At 72.2% G+C, this 13,136-nt stretch carries 13 protein-coding genes and 1 pseudogene; 7 read left to right on the forward strand and 7 right to left on the reverse strand.

Annotated elements, in window-relative coordinates:
• Positions 1 to 17 precede the first annotated feature (17 nt).
• Positions 18 to 1,952 carry a cellulase family glycosylhydrolase gene (locus tag ABZ865_RS22795; RefSeq protein WP_361233104.1) on the reverse strand — a complete coding sequence of 645 codons (1,935 nt, stop codon included), beginning with the start codon at positions 1,950 to 1,952 and terminating at the stop codon, positions 18 to 20.
• 276 nt (positions 1,953 to 2,228) lie between these two features.
• A complete protein-coding gene (locus tag ABZ865_RS22800; RefSeq protein WP_361233107.1) occupies positions 2,229 to 2,630 on the reverse strand; it encodes a cupin domain-containing protein in 402 nt (133 codons plus the stop codon).
• A gap of 214 nt (positions 2,631 to 2,844) precedes the next feature.
• On the opposite strand from ABZ865_RS22800, the gene ABZ865_RS22805 reads away from it, so the two are divergent.
• The 4 genes from ABZ865_RS22805 (at position 2,845) to ABZ865_RS22820 (ending at position 5,556) form a co-directional block, all read left to right on the forward strand.
• Positions 2,845 to 3,720 (forward strand): helix-turn-helix transcriptional regulator, encoded by an 876-nt coding sequence (locus tag ABZ865_RS22805; RefSeq protein ID WP_361233109.1) that lies wholly within the window; start codon positions 2,845 to 2,847, stop codon positions 3,718 to 3,720.
• A gap of 70 nt (positions 3,721 to 3,790) precedes the next feature.
• Positions 3,791 to 4,417, forward strand: a complete 627-nt coding sequence (locus ABZ865_RS22810; RefSeq protein WP_361233112.1) for a LysE family translocator — start codon at positions 3,791 to 3,793, stop codon at positions 4,415 to 4,417.
• A gap of 82 nt (positions 4,418 to 4,499) precedes the next feature.
• A complete protein-coding gene (locus tag ABZ865_RS22815; RefSeq protein WP_361233115.1) occupies positions 4,500 to 5,084 on the forward strand; it encodes a thioredoxin domain-containing protein in 585 nt (194 codons plus the stop codon).
• An 88-nt stretch (positions 5,085 to 5,172) separates the two neighbouring features.
• Positions 5,173 to 5,556 (forward strand): NUDIX domain-containing protein, encoded by a 384-nt coding sequence (locus tag ABZ865_RS22820; protein WP_361233118.1) that lies wholly within the window; start codon positions 5,173 to 5,175, stop codon positions 5,554 to 5,556.
• On the opposite strand, the gene ABZ865_RS22825 is transcribed toward ABZ865_RS22820, so the two are convergent.
• Together ABZ865_RS22825 and ABZ865_RS22830 are read right to left on the reverse strand one after the other, a co-directional pair.
• Positions 5,535 to 5,912, reverse strand: a complete 378-nt coding sequence (locus tag ABZ865_RS22825; RefSeq protein WP_361233121.1) for a thioesterase — start codon at positions 5,910 to 5,912, stop codon at positions 5,535 to 5,537. The genes ABZ865_RS22820 and ABZ865_RS22825 overlap by 22 nt on opposite strands.
• 96 nt (positions 5,913 to 6,008) lie before the next feature.
• Positions 6,009 to 6,260: pseudogene (locus ABZ865_RS22830) on the reverse strand (FUSC family protein); the annotation flags it as partial.
• Between the two features lie 73 nt (positions 6,261 to 6,333).
• On the opposite strand from ABZ865_RS22830, the gene ABZ865_RS22835 reads away from it, so the two are divergent.
• Positions 6,334 to 6,972 carry a DUF1345 domain-containing protein gene (locus ABZ865_RS22835; RefSeq protein ID WP_361233125.1) on the forward strand — a complete coding sequence of 213 codons (639 nt, stop codon included), beginning with the start codon at positions 6,334 to 6,336 and terminating at the stop codon, positions 6,970 to 6,972.
• 44 nt (positions 6,973 to 7,016) lie between these two features.
• Here the strand turns inward: ABZ865_RS22835 and ABZ865_RS22840 are convergent, their stop codons facing one another.
• From ABZ865_RS22840 to moaA, 3 genes are all read right to left on the reverse strand, one after another.
• Complete coding sequence (locus tag ABZ865_RS22840; protein WP_361233128.1) at positions 7,017 to 8,267, reverse strand: molybdopterin molybdotransferase MoeA; 1,251 nt, start codon at positions 8,265 to 8,267, stop codon at positions 7,017 to 7,019.
• Positions 8,264 to 8,398: a hypothetical protein gene (locus ABZ865_RS22845; RefSeq protein ID WP_361233130.1), complete on the reverse strand. Its 135-nt coding sequence runs from the start codon at positions 8,396 to 8,398 to the stop codon at positions 8,264 to 8,266. The genes ABZ865_RS22840 and ABZ865_RS22845 overlap by 4 nt, the downstream gene beginning before the upstream one ends.
• Positions 8,399 to 8,492: 94 nt before the next feature.
• Positions 8,493 to 9,503, reverse strand: a complete 1,011-nt coding sequence (gene moaA, locus ABZ865_RS22850) for a GTP 3',8-cyclase MoaA (RefSeq protein ID WP_361233133.1) — start codon at positions 9,501 to 9,503, stop codon at positions 8,493 to 8,495.
• A 353-nt stretch (positions 9,504 to 9,856) separates the two neighbouring features.
• On the opposite strand from moaA, the gene ABZ865_RS22855 reads away from it, so the two are divergent.
• Entirely contained in the window at positions 9,857 to 12,169 is a 2,313-nt protein-coding gene (locus ABZ865_RS22855) for an FdhF/YdeP family oxidoreductase (protein ID WP_361233136.1), read from the forward strand.
• A gap of 107 nt (positions 12,170 to 12,276) precedes the next feature.
• Entirely contained in the window at positions 12,277 to 13,113 is an 837-nt protein-coding gene (gene fdhD / locus ABZ865_RS22860) for a formate dehydrogenase accessory sulfurtransferase FdhD (RefSeq protein WP_361233139.1), read from the forward strand.
• Positions 13,114 to 13,136: the final 23 nt, after the last annotated feature.

Genomic DNA, 13,136 nt, shown 5'->3' on the forward strand with positions numbered 1-13,136 from the left:
GCCAGTGTCGGGGGTGGTCAGGGCAAGATGCGGCACAGCAGGGCCGCGGGCCCGGGACTGCTGCCGACCCGGGTCGTGAACGCGATCCCGGCCGCGTACTCGTTCGCCGCGCACTGGCCCTTGTAGCTGCCGTAGGCGAAGTCGCCACCCGCCCCGTCGGCGGGCCGGTTGTCGGACCGGTCGAACCACACGGTGCGGCTCGCACCCGACAGCGCCACGCGCCCCGGAGCGCACAGGGCCGCCGAGACACGCGCGCCGCGTTCGCTGTAGCCGATGAGGAACGCACCGGACGGGCACTGGAACTTGGTGTAGCCGGACGCCCAGTCGCCGCCCCCGGGAACGTAGCGCTCGTCCGTGACGACCGTCTGGCCCGCGCCGGAAGCGCGCAGATCGGTCACGTCCGTGTCGGTGCACAGACCGCGCCCGGAGGTGTGGCTCAGACCGACGAGTCGCAGCCCGTCCGGACAGGCGGCCTTGTACGCCCCCACGTCCCAGTCCCCGGCGGCCCGCACCCGCACGGACTCCACCGCGTCCCCGTGGTCGGTGCTGAGCATCCGCCAGACGGGCACCGCCGCCACGGGACCGGACGTGCCCGGCGCCGTCATCAGGTGCTGCCAGGCCGTGGCGCGCCAGTCGGCGGAGTCGAGGATGCCGGAGCGGTGTCCCGCGCTGTCGTAGCGCAGCAGGGCCCAGTCGTCATGGCCGTCGAAGCCCACCAGCGGCCAGTACGCGAAGTCGGCGTCATGGTCGGCGAAGTAGTCGGTGACGTTGCCGAACCAGGTGCGGGCCGCCGTGTTCGTCTCCCCTGACCCGATCCCGAACTCGCTCACCCAGACGGGCGCCGTGTAGTGCCGGCCGGACTCCTCGACGAAGAACGCCTCGTCGTCCAGCGCCGCGGACAACTCCGCACGCGTCAGGTCCTGGTAGCGGGCGTCGTGGGTCTCGCCCAGGCCCGTGGCGCCGCTGTGGTGCGGGCCGGTGTAGCCGTAGAAGTGGGCGGAGTAGACGAGCTTGTGGGCGTTGACCAGGGTGTGCGAGAGCGTCCGGGCCGGGGTGAGGACCGGCCGGCCGTGCGGGAGCCCGTCCACCGGCACTCCGGTCCAGTTGATGCCCTCGATGACGATGAGCAGGCGAGGGTTGCCCTCGGTGAGGATGCGGTCGGCGGCCAGCTGGGCCGCGGCGTACCAGTCGTGGTTGTCGCCCATGCCCCAGTTGGGATCGTCGAGGACGTCCCGGCGGACCTCGTTGTACAGGTCGGCCCCGACCACGCGGGGGACGGAGGCGTAGCGGCGGGCCATGAAGACCCAGTCGTCGGCCCACTGCTGGGTGGACTGCCCGCTGTTCCAGCGCTCGTTGCCGTCGACCCCGCAGCACCAACGGGACGTGTTGGTGTGGTTGTTGAGGATGACGGCGAACCCGCTCTGGCTGAGCGCGTCGACCACGGCGTCGTAGACCTCGAGCGGAGTTCTGCCGCGCAGCTGGGGGTTGGCCGCGAGGGCCTCGTCGGGGACGGGAGCCGTCGCGTGGATCATCTCGTTGGAGAACGGTAGCCGGATGGTGTTGATGCCCAACTGATGGAAGTCCGCCATCAGTTGGGGCAGCGGAACGCGGTCGAGGCCGAGAGGTATGCCGTGCGAGTCCTGACCGGCGTGGTGGTTCGCGGGATCGCTGACGCTTCCGCTCCCGGTCCACGAGCCCTGCGCACCGTCCCAGTTGGCGCCCTTCAGCCGGAAGCGGTTGCCCTGGGCGTCGACGACGTAGCGGCCCCGGGTCGACAGCGGCGCGGACCAGGCGGCCGGGTCCGCCGCCGCGGCGGTGTGCCGGGTGGAGGAGGGCGGCGGTGGCACGGCGAACGCCGCGGTGGACAGGGCGGGCATGGTGGACAAGGTGGCCATGAGCAGGAGGCCGGCGGTGGTGGCGGCCAGGCGCGGCGCGGTGGGGGCCATCGGCATGGGGGCAGCCCTTGCGGTCGGGGGGGTGGCAGGGGTGACGGCCGGGAGACCTGCGCCGCCCGGCTGCGCGAAGTCTCCACCACCGTGCCCGTTGTGCGGAAGGGATCGGGGGCCTGGCTTGCCTCCAACTCCCCGCTGTGGGAGGGAGGTTGCCCGATGCAATGCCGGGGGCGTGGGCGTGGGCGAGGCTGGGGCCCGGTCCGCACCGCCGCCCCGACCTCGCCGCCCGCTGCCCACGGCGGCGCCGCCCTCCTCGACCACGCCTCCGCGGTCCGATCAGAGGCGGGTGCTGGTGCGGGGGCCCTGGTACTGCTCGTCGGTGACGTGCTCCAGCCAGGACACGTCGTCCGTCTCCCACAGGGCCAGGTGGATCATGAACCGGTCGGGTCCGGCGCCGTGCCAGTGCTCCTCGCCGGCCGGGGTCCAGATGACGTCGCCGGGGTGGGCCTCGACGATCTCCCCGCCCCGGGACTGGATCAGCGCGATGCCCTCGACGATGTACAGGGCCTGGCCCATACCGTGGGAGTGCCAGGCCGTGCGGGCCCCGGGGGCGAAGCGGACCATGTTGGCGCGGACCCGGGAGGGGTCCTCGCCCCGGTGGATCACATCCGCCCAGACGTCGCCGGTGGACCACTGCTCGGGCAGCTTCATCGTCGGCGGCTGCTTGAGAATCTCCATGATGCTGGTTGCTCCTGGTAGTCGACTGGTGGCCGATCGGTTCCGGCGTCCTGACGCCGTCGTCCCGGACCCGGTCACATCCGCCGCGCGGCCGGTCGGCACCTCCCGCGGCACGATCCAGAAAACCGCAGTTCACGGGGGCGAGGAAGGACACGCTGATACCTGTACTGACAGGGCACCCCAGCACCACCCGGCCGGACGTAGCCTCGATGACGTGGACCACCGCACCGAGATCCGGGACTTCCTCACCACCCGACGCGCCAAGATCGCCCCGAGCCAGGCCGGGTTTCCGGCCCACGGTGGCCGCCGCCGCGTCCCGGGACTGCGCCGTGAGGAAGTCGCCCTCCTCGCCGGGGTCAGCGTCGAGTACTACGCCCGTCTGGAACGCGGAAACCTCAGCGGCGTCTCCGAAAGCGTCCTCGACGCCCTCTCCCGCGCCCTCCGGCTCGACGACGCCGAACGCGCGCACCTCTTCGACCTGGCCCGCACGGCCAACACCACCCGCCGCGCGCCGCGCCGCCGCCGGTCCGAGCAGGTCCGGCCCGCCCTGCAGGCCCTCCTGGACGCTATGACCGAGGCTCCCGCGTTCGTCCGCAACGGCCGCCTCGACCTGCTGGCCACCAACCGCCTCGGCCGCGCCCTGTACGCGCCGGTCCACGACGACCCCACGCGCCCCGTGAACCTGGCCCGCTTCCGCTTCCTCAACCCCCGCGCCCGGGACTTCTACCCGGACTGGGAGGCCTCCGCCCACACCACCGTGGCCCTGCTGCGCACCGAGGCCGGCCGCGACCCGTACAACCGGGAGCTGACCGATCTCATCGGTGAACTGTCCACGCGCAGCGAGGAGTTCCGCACCCTCTGGGCGGCCCACAACGTGCGCCTCCACCAGACCGGCGAGAAGTCCTTCCGCCACCCCGCGATCGGCGACCTCACCCTGTTCTTCGAGGCCATGCCCCTGCCCGCCGACCCCGGACTCACGCTCACCGCCTACAGCGCCGTACCCGGCACACCGGCCCACGACAGCCTCAGACTCCTCGCCAGCCACGCCGCCACCGTCGACCGGAGCGAGGAGTCCGCCGCCTCTCGGTGAGCGTTTCGCGCCCTCCGCGAGGGAGAACGGGGCCTTGCGGGGCGTCGACGCGCTCGGCCATGCTGCCGCGATGACGACTTCCCTGCTCGCGTTCGTCGGCGCGGCGTTCCTGATCGCCATGGTTCCGGGACCCAGCACGGTCGTGATCCTGCGGCGGGCGGTGACCGACGGCCGGCGCACCGGCATGGCCACGGTCCTGGGGAACGAGTGCGGGGTGCTGCTGTGGGGCCTCGCCGCGGCCTTTGGTCTCTCGGCGCTGCTGCTGGCCTCGAACCTCGCCTACGACGGCATTCGGATCGTCGGCGCCGCGGTGCTGGTGTGGATGGGAGGGCGGGCCCTGTGGCAGGCCCGGCGAGGCGGCGAACTGCCGGACGAGGAACCGGAGCCGGCGCCCGCGGTGTCGCTCGGGCGGGCCTGCCGGCAGGGCCTGGTCACCAACTTCGCCAACCCCAAGGCCGGCGTCTTCGCCGTCTCCTTCCTGCCGCAGTTCGTGCCGCACGGCGCACCCGTCCTGCCGACCCTGCTCGCCTTCTCGGTGATCTGGGCCGTCGTCGACCTGATCTGGTACTTCCCGCTGGTCTGGCTGGCCGGGCGCGTGGGCGGAGTGCTCCGACGACCGTCCGTGCGACGCCGTATGGAACAGGTGTCCGGAGCGGTCCTGGTGGGCCTGGGCGTACGACTGGCCGTCGAGGCGTAGCGCACCTCGCGCACGCCCGGTGCGGGGTCGAGGAGCCCCGCCACCGCTCGTGAGGCATCGGCATCTGTGCCAAGCTCGATGCATGACTCCCGCAAACACGACGGACCCCGACGGCACCACGCTGTACTACGGTGACCTGTCCGCGCCGCACGTGCTTCAGGTGTTCATCGACATGCGCGACCGGGCGAGCGCCCGCGTCGCGCAGACTTTGCTCGACACCATCCGCAAAGCAGCCGACGAGGGCACGCTCGTCGTCAAGTTCCACTTCGCGGGGACGATGGACGACACCGTCGGCGGCAGCGGTTCGCAGCGTGCCCTGAGCGCGCTGGCCGCGGCGAGCGACGTGGGTCAGAAGCAGTTCCTCGACTATCTGGCGGCCCTGTTCGCCGCCCAGCCGTTCCCGCCCGGTGACGACCGGTTCGCCGAGACCTCGGTGCTGCTGTCGGCGGCCGACGGGGTGACCGGGCTGCGGTCCCCCGACTTCGACCGGAAGGTCACGGACGACACGTATCTGACCTGGGCCGGGGAGTCCATCGGCACCTTCCCGTCCTACGGCGTGGTGGGCGCACCGGCCGTCTGGTACGACAAGGAGGTCATCCCCGTCGTCACCATCGACGGAGACGTGGACATCACCCCGGGGACGTTCCTGGCCCGGATCCAGAAGTGACGGCCCGCCGTCCTGGGTAGGCATCGGACACCCGGCCGCGCACGCGGCCGGACGTCCGGGACGTGAACAGGGAAGGGGTGGGCCGCCGATGACGTTCGATCAGGCTGCCGGTGGCGCGGTGCAGGCGGTCGTGGTGTACGACGGGCGCCTGCTGCTGGTGGCGCGGAGGGACGGCTGGGAGCTGCCCTCGGGCACTCCGGACCCGGCCGAGTCGGCGAAGGTCACCGCGGAACGCGCCGTCTACGAACTCACCGGCTACCTCGTCGACGGCTCCCAGACGCTGGAACCCCAAGGGACGGCGCAGGCGGACGCGACAGCGGCCGTGGTCTGCCAGCTGCTGAGCCAGTCCCCGTCCGGAGGAGGCAGCCTGACGCCGGATCAGCTTCGCTGGGCCCCGTTCAAGGAGGCGGTGAACGCCGCCCCCTTGCCCGCGGCCGTGCGCCACTTCCTTCAGGGGCACTCGCCCGCCTGAGCCCCGGCAGCCCCGGCGAGGAACCGTCGGCGGTCGACGATCGCCCGGTCGATCTCACCGGTCGCGACCAGTTCCCCCGAGCTGTCGACGGCCCGCACCGTGAACGTGAGCCGCCGGCCCGCCCCGCCGGGCGCCGGCTCGGCGGTCACCTCCACCAGGCCGCCGACGCGCGTGGCACGGAGGTGCGCGACGCGGACCGCGGTTCCCACGGTCGTTTCGCCCGTGCCGGTGAACGGCGCGGCGGCCCGTACAGTCGCCGCCTCCAGCCACGCGATCAGCCGCGGGGTGGCGAGCACGGGCACATCACCGCTGCCCACCGCCGACGCGGTGTCGGCATCGGTCACTTCATGGCGCATCTCCTCACGCTAACGCGTCAGCGGTGCAGGAGCCGCTCCAGCAGCAGGTAGGCGCGCTGTTCGGCGGCGGGAAGGGCCGCGGGATCGATGCCCGCCGGCCACAGCTCGCCCGCCGCCGCGCCGTCATGGCCACCGCGACCCCGGCGAGGACGCGAGCCCGGCGGTCGTAGGGCAGGGTGCGTCCGAACGTCGTGGTGAAGGAGCCCAGCATCGCGTACACGGCGAGATCGGGGCGCCCGGCCGCCACGGCGGGCAGCGCCGCGAGCGCCATGGCCAGCGCAGCCCGCACGGCGAACGGGAACGCCCCGTCCACCCGGTGCCACTCACTCTGGTCCGGTTCCCGATCACCGGTTCGCGTCCCGCTGCCGCCGCCGACGGCTCGCCGGGCCGGGCTGCGCCGGGGCGGCTACCGTTCTGCCGTATGGGCAAGTGGAAGCCGCTGTCCGCGGTCCCCCGGCTCGCCGGCTCGGTGGTCGTCGGAGTGCTGGTCGGTGTGGTCGTCGGCGTGGCGACCCACGCACCCCTGGGCGCCCTCGCCGGGATCGCCTCGGGGGGAGTCGTCTTCGTGGCGTCGGGCTGGCTCGTGCTCTGGCCGATGGACGCCGAGGCGACCCACCACAACGCGCGGCGTGAGGACTTTCCGCCGGTCGCCGAGGAAGCGGTGGTGGTGACCGCCGCTCTGTGCGGACTGGTCGGGATCGTGCTGCTGCTCCTCGCGAACCGTACCGGCGGCCCCAACCACGCCGCGGCGGCGACCGCGCTCGGCGGTGTGTTCATGGCGTGGGCGTCCCTGCACCTCATGTACGCCACCCGCTACGCCTACCTCTACTACGGTCCGGCCGAGGGCGGCATCGATTTCAACTCCGAACTGCCGCCCGCGTACCGGGACTTCTTCTACTTCAGCTACAACCTCGGCATGACCTACCAGGTCTCCGACACCTCCGTGTCGAGTCCGCTGATCCGGTCGATGGTGCTGCGGCACACCCTGCTGTCCTACGTGTTCGGCACCGGCATCCTGGCCACGACCCTCAACCTCGTCGTGGGAATGGTCTCCGGCTGAACCGGCCGGCCGCGCGGGGCCGGATCAGCGGCCGGGACGGCCCGCTAGTGACCGGGCAGCCTGACGACCTCGACGGTTGCGCCGGCCGGCACCCCGCCCGGGGGAACCACGGCGAGGCCGTCGGCGAGTGCCAGGCCGCGCAGCATCGCCGGGCCGCCGAACGGCAGCGGGGTCGCCTCGCCGCCCGTGCCGTGCACGGGCAGCAGCCGGGTGTCCCGCGGGTGTCCCGGAAGCGCGGCGGTGGCGGTCGTCCGGCAGGGCTCGGGGGTCGCGTGGCCGCCGAGGGCGCGCAGCAGCGGTACGGCCAGGGTGACCATCCCGGCCACGGCGGCCAGCGGGTTGCCGGGCAGGCCGACCAGGTGGCGGGCCCGGCCGTCGGCGGTGGCGGGCAGTTCGGCCAGCAGCATCGGGTGCCCGGGCCGTACCGCGACGGAGTCGACGAGCAGTCGGGCGCCCAGCGCCCGCAGGGTGTCGTGCAGGAAGTCCACCGGCCCGGCGGCGGTGCTGCCGGTGGTGATCACGACGTCGGCGGGGGAGCGGCCCACCGCTTCCCGCAGCAGGCCTGGTTCGTCCGCGATCCGTTGATGGCCGATCAGTTCGGCGCCGCAGCCGTCCAGCCAGGGCGGCAGCAGCGGGCCCAGCGCGTCCCGGACGCGTCCGCCGCGCGGCACGCCCGAGTGGAGCAACTCGTCACCGAGGACGAGGAGTTCGGCACTGGGGCGGCGGTGCACGGTCAGCCGGTCGTACCCGCTCGCAGCCGCCAGGCCCAGGACGGCCGGGGTCACGGTGGCCCCGGACGGGAGCAGGGGCTCTCCGCTGCGGCACTCCTGGCCGAGCGGCCGGATGTCATGGCCCTCGGGTGTCGGTCCCGGGCCGGGCGAGCGGTCGTACAGGGTGTCCTGCCGCGGGTCCGCCGCTCCGTGTTCCCGGCGCAGTACGGCGGTCGCGCCGGGCGGCACCGGGGCGCCGGTGGCGATGGGGACGGCCGTGCCCGGCGCGAGCGGCCCGGGCGTCTCACCGGCCAGGACGCCGTGGCCGGCCAGCTGCCAGGGCCCGGGGCCGGACACGGCCCAGCCGTCCATCGCAGAGGTCGCGAAAGGCGGCAGGTCGGTCAGCGCGGTGAGCGGTTCGGCCAAGGCGTGCCCGAGCGCGTCGGCCAGCGTGCGGGGCACGGCGGGCAGCGGCTGTCCGGCGGCCGCACGCGCGGTCGACCTGGCCTGCTCCCAGCTGTGCGGTGCGCGAGCGGTGTGCTGTGGCGAGGTGTCCCCGGCGGCGTTCGTCCGTGCGGCCGTCACGGGGCCGTCGTACCGTTCTCGTGCTCGCCCGATCGGCGTTCAGCCGGCCGTGTCACCTGTCGCAACTCGCTCATGTCGGCGTCGGGATCGTTGCCCTGATCGTTCTCGGTCGAGGCGATCGATTCGCGCATCCGGCTCACCTTGTGGTCCTCATGATCGTCCTCGTGGTCGTTCTCACGGTCCTATCCTTGTGTCGAAGGGTGCTGGTCCGCGCGACAGCGCGCGTCAGCCGCCGATGGCCGACATGGGGCGGTCCGGGCGGCGGAAGCCGGCGCTGCCGATGGCGTGGCCGGGGGCCTTGCCCGCGAGGCAGGTGCGCCAGGCCGCCTCGAGTTCCGTGTCGTCGGCGCCGCCGCGCAGCAGGGCCCGCAGGTCCGACTCCTCGGTGGCGAAGAGGCAGTTGCGCAGCTGGCCGTCCGCGGTGAGCCGCACCCGGTCGCAACCGCCGCAGAACGGCCGGGTGACACTCGCGATGACACCGACCACGGCGTCCGTGCCGGCGATACGCCATTCCTCGGCGGGGGCGTTGTCCTCCCTCCCGACCGGGACGAGTGCGAAGCGCGCGCCGAGACGGTCGAGGATCTCCTCGGCCGTGACCATCCGGTCCCGCTCCCAGGCGCCCTGCGCGTCCAGTGGCATCGACTCGATGAACCGCATGCGGTAGCCGTGCTCGACGGCGAAGGCGGCCAGGTCGGCGATCTCGTCGTCGTTGACACCCCGCACCGGAACCGCGTTCACCTTGACGGGCGTCAGACCGGCGGCCCGGGCGGCGTGCAGACCGGCCAGCACGTCGGGGAGCCGGTCGCGCCGGGTGAGGGCGGCGAAGTGTTCCGGGCGGAGCGTGTCCAGGCTGACGTTGACCCGGCCCAGCCCGGCCTCGCGCAGGGCGGTCGCGCAGCGGGCCAGGCCGATGCCGTTGGTGGTGAGGGACAGCTCCGGAGCCAGGGGCAGGTCCGCGAGGCGGGCGACCAGAGCGGGCAGGCCGCGGCGCACCAGCGGTTCACCGCCGGTCAGCCTGACCTCGGTGATGCCCAGCCGCTCGGTGGCGATGGCGACCAGGCGCACGATCTCGTCGTCGGTGAGCACCTCCTCCCTGGGCAGCCACGCCAGGCCCTCGGCCGGCATGCAGTACGTGCACCGCAGGTTGCAGCGGTCGGTCAGGGACAGACGCAGGTCCGTGTGGATCCGGCCGAAGCGGTCCACCAGGGGGCGCTGGTCGGAGTGCGGTCGGGGCACGGTCCTGCCTTCTTCCTCTGCTGCCCTCAGGCGGTCGGATTACCGTCCGCCGATCAGCGTCGACCAAATTCGCGGCGGAGTCAAAGAGGGGTGGTTGATGGGCCGATAGGTGCCGTTTATCTACGCTCGCAGCGTGATTCGAGACACCCGCCGGGCGTGCGTCGTGCCTGGTGAGCAGCTCTGGCCTGGGGGAGAGAGGCTCAGATAAACGGCGCTTATCACGTCATCGAAATGGCCTCTTTGACTTTTGCCGTCTCGTCAGCGGAGGCTGCCTTCGCGGCGGATTCGGAAATCGCGGAGCGCGATGGAGGACCGCTGACGGACGCGCACGGCAGAAAGAGGCGGACGACACCATGAGCAGCGGCATCGAGGACCCGGCCGACGATCTGTCGGTCACGCCCCCCAAGACCTGGGCGACGGGTGTGCCCGCCGTGACCCACGCGCTGCGGTACTCGCTGAGCCAGACGTCCCCGCGGCGCACCATGCTGACGCTGCTGAACATCAACCAGGCCAAGGGCATCGACTGCCCCGGCTGCGCCTGGCCCGAGCCCGCGCCGGGCAAGCGGCACATGAACGAGTACTGCGAGAACGGCGCCAAGCACATCAACGACGAGGCCACCTCGCGCCGCGTCACCCGCGAGTTCTTCCGTGAGCACTCGATAGCCGAGCTGGGCACCATGTCCGACTACTGGCTCAACCAGCAGGGCCGGCTGACCGAACCCATGGTCAAGTGGCCCGGCGCGACCCACTACGAGCCGATCGGCTGGGAGCAGGCGTTCGAGGTCCTCGCTCGGGAGCTGAAGCAGTTGGCCTCCCCCGACGAGGCTCTCTTCTACGTCTCGGGCCGCCTCAACAACGAGGCCGCCTTCCTCCTCCAGCTCTTCGCCCGCGCCTACGGCACCAACAACCTGCCGGACTGCTCCAACATGTGCCACGAGTCCAGCGGTTCCGCGATGTCGGAGACCCTGGGCGTCGGCAAGGGCACCGTCTCCCTCCACGACCTGGAGACCTCCGACCTGGTCTTCGTCGTCGGGCAGAACCCGGGCACCAACCACCCGCGCATGCTCTCCTCCCTGGAGGAGACGAAGCGCAATGGCGGCCAGGTCGTCGCCGTCAACACGCTGCCCGAGGCGGGTCTGTTGCGCTTCAAGCACCCGCAGCGCCCGCGCGGCGTCATCGGCAAGGGCACGCGGATCGCCGACCAGTTCCTGCACATCCGGGCCGGCGGCGACCTCGCCCTCTTCCAGGCCCTGAACCTGCTCCTGCTGGAGGCCGAGGACGCCGCCCCGGGCACGGTGCTCGACCACGCCTTCATCGAGAAGCACACCACCGGTTTCGCCGAGTTCGCCGAGCACGCACGCAAGGTCTCCTGGGAGCACGTCCTCGACGCGACCGGCCTCTCCCGCGAGGAGATCGACGAGGTCTTCCAGCGCGTCCTGAAGGCCGAGTCGATCGTCGTGTGCTGGGCGATGGGACTCACCCAGCACAAGCACGGCGTCCCCACCATCCGCGAGGTCGTCAACTTCCTGATGCTGCGCGGCAACATCGGCAAGCCCGGCGCGGGCGCCTGCCCGGTGCGCGGCCACAGCAACGTCCAGGGCGACCGCACGATGGGCGTGTGGGAGCGGATGCCGCAGACGTTCCTGGACGCCCTGGGCAAGGAGTTCGGCTTCACCCCGCCGAGCCGGCACGGCCTGGACGCCGTCCACGGCATCCGCGCCATGTACGAGGGACGCGCCAGGTTCTTCCTCGGCGTCGCCGGTAACTTCGTCCGGGCCACGCCCGACAGCGAGGTCACCGAGCAGGCGATGCGCAACTGCCGTCTGACGGCGCACATATCCACCAAGCTGAACCGCTCCCACACGGTGTGCGGCGAGACCGCCCTGATCCTGCCCACCCTGGGCCGCAGCGACAAGGACATCCAGGCCACCGGCGAGCAGTTCGTCACCGTCGAGGACTCGATGAGCGACGTGCACGCCTCCCGGGGCAAGCTCCCGGCCGCCTCCCCGCACCTGCTCAGCGAGGTCGCCATCGTCAGCCGGTTGGCCGCCGCGACCCTCGGCGACCGCTACGGCATCCCGTGGCGGGACTTCGAGGACGACTACGGCACCATCCGCGACCGGATATCCCGCGTCGTACCGGGCTTCGAGGACTTCGACGCCCGCGTGTCGAAGCCGGGCGGCTTCAACCTGCCCAACCCGGCCAACCAGGGCGTCTTCAACACCCCCAGCGGCAAGGCCGTCTTCACTCAGAACGACTTCACGATGCCGCACGTGCCCAAGGGCCACCTGCTGCTGCAGACGCTGCGCTCGCACGACCAGTGGAACACCGTCTGGTACGCCCCCGACGACCGCTACCGCGGCATCCACAACGCCCGCCGGGTCGTGATGGTCAACCCCACCGACCTCGAACTCCTCGGGTTCGCCGACGGCGACATGGTCGACCTCGTCGGCGTCTGGCACGACGAGAGGGAGCGCCGCGCAGAGAACTTCAAGATCGTCGCCTACCCCGCCAGCCCCGGATCCGCCGCGGCCTACTACCCGGAGACCAACGTCCTGGTCCCGCTCGACAGCGTCGCCGACATCAGCAACTGCCCCACCTCCAAGGGCGTGCTGATCCGGCTGGAACCCGCCCGGGTCACGACGGCCGCCGCACCGGCCGACTGAGCGGCCGCATCCGTACACGGCCGGTCACCATCGCCGACCTTGGGCCGATCTCCCTCGGCCACGAGGTCACCTACAGTGGATTTCTCAGACCGGAGAGGAACAAGACCATGGGACGAGTGACCGCCCGGCGCAGGGTTCTCCGCATCCGCGACGGCGTGATCTCACACCGCCCCGACACCCTGGCCGCCGAGGAGCCGATGGAGATCCGGGTCGGCGGACGCCCGCTCACCGTCACCATGCGTACCCCCGGCGACGACTTCGACCTGGCCGCCGGCTTCCTGGTCAGCGAGGGCGCGGTCCACACCGCCACCGACGTGGCCGGAATCCGCTACTGCGCCGGCGCCACGGCGGACGGCGGCAACACGTACAACGTGGTCGACGTCGTCCTAGGCCCGGGCGCCCAGGCACCCGACGCCTCCCTGGAGCGCAACTTCTACACGACGTCCTCGTGCGGCCTGTGCGGCAAGGCCAGCCTGGACGCGGTGCGCACCACCGCGGCCTGGACCGTGGCCGAGGACCGGCTGAGCGTCGGCCCGGAGCTGCTGGCCTCCCTTCCCGACAAGCTGCGGGCGGCCCAGAAGGTGTTCGACACCACCGGTGGCCTGCACGCGGCCGGCCTGTTCTCGGCCGAGGGCGAGCTGCTGTGCCTGCGGGAGGACGTGGGCCGCCACAACGCGGTGGACAAGGTCGTCGGCCACGCCCTGCGCGAGGGACTGCTGCCCCTGCGCGGCACCGTGCTGATGGTCAGCGGCCGCGCCTCGTTCGAGCTGGTGCAGAAGGCGGTCATGGCCGGCATCCCGATGCTCGCCGCCGTCTCCGCGCCGTCCTCGCTGGCCGTGGACCTGGCCGAGGAGACCGGCCTGACCCTGGTCGGCTTCCTGCGTGGCGACTCGATGAACGTCTACGCCGGCGCCGAGCGCCTCCAGCCGCAGCCGGTCGCCTGAGCGGCGCCCATGGCTGCGGCCCG

The sequence above is a fragment of the Streptomyces sp. NPDC047085 genome (assembly GCF_040643735.1).
GTDB lineage: Bacteria > Actinomycetota > Actinomycetes > Streptomycetales > Streptomycetaceae > Streptomyces.

What these genes read in the sequence shown, in the direction of transcription:
- ABZ865_RS22815 (WP_361233115.1), top strand. Translation starts at nt 4,500, where the DNA reads ATGACTCCCGCAAACACGACGGACCCCGACGGCACCACGCTGTACTAC.
- ABZ865_RS22825 (WP_361233121.1), bottom strand. Translation starts at nt 5,912, where the DNA reads ATGCGCCATGAAGTGACCGATGCCGACACCGCGTCGGCGGTGGGCAGC.
- ABZ865_RS22835 (WP_361233125.1), top strand. Translation starts at nt 6,334, where the DNA reads ATGGGCAAGTGGAAGCCGCTGTCCGCGGTCCCCCGGCTCGCCGGCTCG.
- ABZ865_RS22810 (WP_361233112.1), top strand. Translation starts at nt 3,791, where the DNA reads ATGACGACTTCCCTGCTCGCGTTCGTCGGCGCGGCGTTCCTGATCGCC.
- ABZ865_RS22855 (WP_361233136.1), top strand. Translation starts at nt 9,857, where the DNA reads ATGAGCAGCGGCATCGAGGACCCGGCCGACGATCTGTCGGTCACGCCC.
- ABZ865_RS22800 (WP_361233107.1), bottom strand. Translation starts at nt 2,630, where the DNA reads ATGGAGATTCTCAAGCAGCCGCCGACGATGAAGCTGCCCGAGCAGTGG.
- ABZ865_RS22820 (WP_361233118.1), top strand. Translation starts at nt 5,173, where the DNA reads ATGACGTTCGATCAGGCTGCCGGTGGCGCGGTGCAGGCGGTCGTGGTG.
- ABZ865_RS22845 (WP_361233130.1), bottom strand. Translation starts at nt 8,398, where the DNA reads ATGCGCGAATCGATCGCCTCGACCGAGAACGATCAGGGCAACGATCCC.
- ABZ865_RS22795 (WP_361233104.1), bottom strand. Translation starts at nt 1,952, where the DNA reads ATGCCGATGGCCCCCACCGCGCCGCGCCTGGCCGCCACCACCGCCGGC.
- fdhD (WP_361233139.1), top strand. Translation starts at nt 12,277, where the DNA reads ATGGGACGAGTGACCGCCCGGCGCAGGGTTCTCCGCATCCGCGACGGC.